The organism is Nostoc sp. (genome assembly GCF_036916975.1).
GTDB lineage: Bacteria > Cyanobacteriota > Cyanobacteriia > Cyanobacteriales > Nostocaceae > Nostoc.
This window is the reverse complement of the sequence record NZ_JBALFF010000053.1, coordinates 87,813-94,493: the sequence shown is the minus strand read 5'-3', so window position 1 is coordinate 94,493 and position 6,681 is coordinate 87,813. Positions and strand designations below refer to the sequence as shown.

The window sequence follows — 6,681 nt, the reverse complement described above, 5'->3', positions numbered from 1 at the left end:
AAGTTTATTGCGAATTGAGGCTCTTTTTGTTTTACCATAAATTGCCACATTCTTTAACCTGTAGGCATTTCAGGGGATTTTGTATCCCCTCAAGGTACTGGTGGCAATGAATACTAATACCCAGATATACCGCGAAATGATTGCCGAGGCAGCATTTCAAAATCAAATTGCAGTTGACCTCTTCAAAAGTGCCAAAAAACCCGAAATGGAAATTATCCGCAACAACAGTCGGATTCTCCACCGGGAAGTTAACTATATTAAGGATAAAAAGAAAGATGTCTATGTTGATAATACAATTCAACCCACGGGATACTCGCCTGTTGAATTACTAATAGCTCAAACCAACCAGTATTTTGAAAAAGCTCGTCTCGAATCGCGTGAAATCGCCCAATTTCAAGCTTTATTTAAAGGTGTCGAGTTTTCTAACGAACAGCGATTAAGAGCTACTCTTGTCAAAAAAGAATTCGACAAATCCTTTAACCAAGCGAGTCAGCTATCTAGACAAAGAGAAACTGAAAAGGGGCCGTCTGCAAATATTACCCTTGCTAACGGCAACCAAGTAAGTGTAACTAACCTTTTACAATATGACAACGAATTTATCTGGAAAGCTAATAAAATTACGATCAAGCTATCAGAAATATCTGAAGACAAGCGCAACAGTAACCGCCCGCATAAATATATAGTTTATGCCCAAATTAACGATGAGAATGAGAACGGTAAACCCAAGTTTAGGGCATTAGGAACACTTGCTAAGGAGCAAGAAAACAAACCCGAAGAGATAGGAATTACACTTGGACAGGAAGTAACGTCTAACAAAATAGCCTTCCAAGCTGAACTAAGCGAAGGTCAAATTAAACTTCTTTACCAAAAAGCCTACCAGATAGCAGAAAAATTTTACAATTCAATTCCAGAAGGACAAAAGCTAGGAATGGCAGCTGCTACCTGGGCAGTATCAACTACTCGTGAAAGCACTAATGATAAAAGTAGCGATTACCAAAAGAAAGTTTCTAATTTCGCCTTTGCTGCCTTTCCTGAAGAGATTATCAGTCAGTTAGACACACTCAGATTTAACGAGTTTAGTATCACTGGGTTCGACCGCAGTAGTGAATTATTTGATGAAAACCAACCTCAAAATATTCGATTTAATCTAGCTGAAGATGGAAAAAGTGTCATTGAACTCCAGAATCAGGAAGGTAATTACGAAACATTTGGAAATATAGAACAAAGTAACGCCCGACTACCAATTGGTAGTGTTGCTATTGCCAGCATTGAAAAAGGTGAAGTATATACCACCTCTGTTACAAGCAAAGTACCCGGATTACCAGAACTCACTTTCAAAGTAGGCGAAGTTAATAAGTTTGGAAATTCCCAGAGGTTCAATAATGAACCTGTAATGTTAACAATCGAAAAAGTTGATCTTATTCGTGAAGACTATAGCATTTATCTTCAAAATGGTAATAAACCTGAGAAACTAGGCAACATTGATAAGGAGTCAATCAAAGAGGGTATTGCTCAAGGTTGGCTAGCAGAAAAACCCGGTAATGGGCAACAGTTACAGCTTAAAATTCAAACCATCATCACTGGACAAAATGCCTATGCAATAGCAGAGACATCTAAGGGAAATTTTTTACGAATTAATATTACTAATCCCAAGTACAAAAAACAGGAGATTAGCAACCAAGCATTTCAAGAAAGTTTAGTTAGAGCATTTGATAAAAAGCACGTTTATATCGCTAAAATTGGCGAACAATCACTCGGTATTATTGGTCAGCATACTGAACGTCTCGAAGCTGATTTAAATAAAGGTAATATACAAAGACAGTGGCAAAGGAAAGAAAGTAGCACTGTACAAAAACTAATTGATACGGGTATTATTCGCCCAAACCAACAACGAACTACTATCCCTGTACAGATTACCAGTAATCAAAGTACCTGTAAAATAACTATTAATCCAGAAACAGTACAGTATCCCGACAAATGGGTTAAGCGCAGTCAGCTTATAAGTAATGAGCAACCTGTCAGAAACGAACAGCAAGAAAAACGCAACCAAATACTCGGTAAAATTAACGAACGTCCTACAATCATGTTCCAAGATAAAGAACAAAAATTAGTAGGTATTTTAGGATTAGCAGTTGATGAAAATATAACCGGAAAAACTAAAAAATATCTAGAAAAAGTAGGAGTATCATACGAACAGCTTCCCGCATCACAAGCTCGCTTTGAAGCCAAAAAAGGTATGAGTGTATTCGTACTCGATGAAAGTACCATTAGTGACGAACTAAAACAAACCTTTATTGACCGGGCTGGTGGTAATATCAAGAGCGCAAATACACCGTCACAACCCACTCCAGTCGTTTCAGAACAAACTGTATATTTTTATAACCCAAACCAACAATATAGTTCTCAAGATGGATCGCAGGTAGAAACTAAAGAAGCTCTCGGATTAGTAGTTCCTGCACAAGACGCGATCGCTGTAGCTACTTGGCTAGAATCAAAATCTACTGAAAATCATTATTTTATTGAGAGTAACACAGCTACATTCATTTTTATTAAAAATGAGATTAGTGAAAAAATAAACGAAGAACTAAATAGTTTACTTGGAAAACCGATTAATATCGGTGAAGTTGATGGATTTGACCGCTACGAACAGCTTAGTGCAGAGTTAAATCAAAAAGTTGCGGCTGAAGGTAGTCTTTCACAATTAAACCAAATTCCAGAAGATAATGAGTATAAAAAAACTCTACAAGCACTACCTAACCGTCCCAGAGAACTCAATCAAGAAGATTCTCCAGTACCAATTATTCCTGCGAAAGCTATACCAGAAAATAATATAACTAACATTCAATCAAATACTAACGCTACAGTTGCAGGAATTTCACAAGTTTATCAAAACGCGGTTGAGATACAAGTATTGACAGGTACACAATCAAAAGCTAATAATCAAGCAATATTACTACCCAACTCGCGCCAAGCCGATCAAACTAAAGCTATCGAAATATTGGGTAAGGTAAGCGAGGAAAAAGTAGAACAATTGCGATCGCACCTTGAAACCCACCTCAAACCCGTACTTGAAAACGATAAATCCAACTACGCACTACTGAGACAAGTTGCATGGATCGGTGCAAAATGGGATTTAAAAGACAAAGACTTCAAGCCAGGGGTACAGGACGACAAGTTAATGGAACTTGTCAAGCAAGTATATCCTGATGCTGATATTGTGCTGGTAACTTATTCCGAAAACCCCGGCGCTGGCATCAACTACCACCGCGATGATAGTTATGCCGCGACGGAAGCCCGCAGCATTAATATCGGAAATTCTGATTGGGGATATCGCGCTGCTAAGGAACGAATGGCATGGGCTAGGGAGGAAAATCAGGACGCACCATACCAAGAGTTTAAACTTGAGTCGGGTACAGTAACCCGCTTTAACTGCAAGAACGAACACGCTGCCCTCAATACTGAGGCTGGCAGATGGTCTATCAACATCTGGTCAATTAAAAATGACTTGGGCAGAGAAAACAGCGTTCGCCAGAAATTTGAAAACTTCCTCGCCTCCAACCAACCTCCTCGTGCAGTAGTCCAAAGCAACAGCGACCTTACCATCAAAACTAACGAGTGGACTCCTGGGGGAGAAATTAAAGTAGAACGTAGCTATACAAGCCTCAGAGAAGTCACTCGAAACATACCCTCACACCCTTTAAACCAACCAACTGTAGAAGAAATTATCGCCATCGGGAATTCCACTGCGGCACGCGCTGCTAACCCTCAGATTCCAGACAACCCGACTATATCTGGAAAACCAGTACCAATGGTTTATTCGCTGCATCTGCACAGCGAACCTTCCAAAGTACCAGCTGATACAACTATCGATGCCATGCGCGGACACGGTAGGATACACAGCACCAGAGGTGTAGACTACCAAAAAACTTATGGTGTCAAAGAGGGAGATATTGCGATCGCCCTTGGTAAAAACGGCGAACAAGTAGCTTTCCGGGTAGGTAAGCAATACAAAATTACCCCCGAAATGATTCAAGATCCAAGTTACCAGCAAGCCTGGGCGAAATGGGAAAAGCATTCACCGAAAGAACTTACCCAAACCCAGGCGAGTAAGAGTCAGGTATATGGGTTATTCATGGAGCCGCTAGGGGATTATGTCAATGGCAAAATTGTTCCGTTCCCAACGATCCAAAAACAAACTGTCACCCCGGTAAATATCAGCCCCAACTCTAAAGATGGACTTGGAGTAGCACTCAGCCTTCCCACTGCACTCGCAAAAGAACAAGGCAAGCTACAAAACGATTACCAAGTTTCAGTCAATAATAATCCAGAAGCCCCCGCCGGACAATATGGAGTAGAAACCCATGTCCAAAAACCTGAAGGGGTAGCATACGCATCCGCCGAACACGCATTTAATCACCAAAAGCAGTTGTATCCATCAGCTGATGAATACAAGTTAATGGTAGAAGTGCTTCAGGCTAAACTCGAACAACACCCTCGGCTAACTGAGGCGATCGCCAAACGAGGAGGAACTGAGTGGCTGGAAAACTGTACGGCAGTTGCTACAACGGGGGGAACCCCACGCCAGTCGCCTCTCCTATCGGAGACGCTGCGCGAACAAGTCGGGGAACCCGATCACAGCGCTGGCTCCGCAACGCACCGCCTCAGTAATATAACTAACGCTCAGGCTCAACAGCAGTGGGAGGGTAAGGGTAAAGAATCCGCATTTATTCGCGCACTCGTCGAAGCATACAGCAATATAACTGAAAAGTCACAACAAACTACAGTAAAAACCCAGCAGGAAAAGTCAGAACAGACTGATCGGCCCCTAAAAAATCCACTATCGCAACTCGAACCTATAAACGCTGCCGTCGCTGAACACATGAAAAAAGACATTGCGATGGCACAAATAGCTACCCAGTTTATCGGTAAATCAGCTGCGCCCCCCGAAACACCTTCAAGCACTCGGAATTACGAGCAAGCATGGGGAGAACGCGCCAACACAGGAAATTACTCAAAAGACGACATCATTATGGTATCCGGGTCTGGTCCGTGGCGCGGAGTGACAAGCGAGCAAATTGCCCAAACTTTTGAAAATCACTACAAATCATTACTTAATAAGGCAATAGAAGCGAAAAGCTCTTTCATAGTCGGAAACGCACAAGGAACTGATCAATTAGTTAAAAATTATCTTCCAGAAAAAGGGTACAAAGTAGAACAAACTTCCCAAGGATACGCTGTATTTAATCCTGTAGAAAATACCAAAATTAGTACCAACACTATTTCTTCCAATACACAAGTATTACATAACTCGTTTATTGCTAAAGACAAGAGCATTTTTCCTCCACAACAAAGTCAACAACCAAATATTGACCAAGCACTCGCATCACCTTCTCAACCCAGAATACAGCAGGTTGGAGCGATGGATAACATTATCGAGCGGATGAAAGCTAATACAGTGCAAAATCTTAAAGACTGGTATGTAGCAGCTGAAAAGCTCGGTAAATCAGAAACATATCTCAATAGAATTCAGGAGGTAACTGATTTATACATACAAGAAAATATCAGTCTTGAGAACGCTTTCAAGTCAATGGTAAGAGATATTAAGGAGCTAGAAAAAATTAACGAAATGACCAGTATTGCTCAAGGTGTAGTTAAAACAATTGGACAGGAAGATATCAACGGCATTATCTCGGTACAAACTGAAAAATACCAAATTGCTACTAAGACTCAAGACAAAACTTACTTAGTTAAAGATAAAAATGATAACATATTATTATATGTTAAAGAAGGAAAAACCCAAGTAAGTAACATCAGTGATGAAACATTACAAGATTTTAAAGTCATGAATTTCCGCATCAATAATGCGCTCAAAGATGTCAAAAAAGACTTAGTGGAGAGGTAATTTTAGTATGAAAGAACTAATCGAACTTCCAGTAGAAGGTTTAACTCCAGCGATGCAAGCTAGTCTCCTCAGAGAATTGATCAAACAGCTTAACATCCCTGATGATAAATTTGAAGAATCTGCAAAAAAGCCTCTAACTGCTGAGGAACGAAAAGAGGCTGTGCTAAGGTTGAATTCGGAAATTAACAGAATCAGTGAAGTAGTGCAAGATGAAGCAAAAGTAAACTCTACAGAAATTCAACCTATCACTTTTGTTAATCAAGTTAATCAAGAGTCATCTTCACAAGCCGAAGCAAGCCAGTTCACAGGAACGACAATTGAATCAGAGGTTCTAAAAAACCCCACAAATAAAAATGACGACAATAATGGCAACCTAGTAGAAAAGAGTCCAGAAGATAGAGTACAACTTTTTCCCGCAGATTCCCAAATTCAAGAGTTTGTTATTCCTGTAATTTTAGACCGCTTAGATATATTTGGAAAACCAGATAAAGAGACACAAGATATTATTTATAAGAGTGAAGAATATACTGCAAGTCTAAAAATTGAAGAAGATTCGCAAACTCTTAGCCTTGATAGAAATTTGCCTGATTCCGAACAAAGTCGAGAAGCACTATTGGCATCTCGTGACAATAACTCGGAAGAGTACTCTATCACCATCAATAATCTCACCAAAGAGGAATTTGAACGTTTCAAGACTCTGTATAATGAGCAACAAGCACGCCGCGAACAGAGTCAACGACAATTCAAAAACCAGGATTCTGCTAAAGATCTAGATTAGG

General features: G+C 40.1%; 1 protein-coding gene and 1 pseudogene. Both read left to right on the top strand.

The annotated features are described in order from the left end of the window. Positions 1 to 85: 85 nt before the first annotated feature. Positions 86 to 5,902, top strand: a pseudogene (locus tag V7K73_RS12395) (hypothetical protein); the annotation flags it as partial. Positions 5,903 to 5,909: 7 nt separating this feature from the next. After that, on the top strand, positions 5,910 to 6,680 hold the full coding sequence (locus V7K73_RS12390) for a hypothetical protein (RefSeq protein ID WP_334880294.1): 771 nt from the start codon (positions 5,910 to 5,912) through the stop codon (positions 6,678 to 6,680). Position 6,681 lies beyond the last annotated feature (1 nt).

Coding starts and splice junctions, on each gene's coding strand:
- V7K73_RS12390 (WP_334880294.1), top strand. CDS start 5,910: ATGAAAGAACTAATCGAACTTCCAGTAGAAGGTTTAACTCCAGCGATG.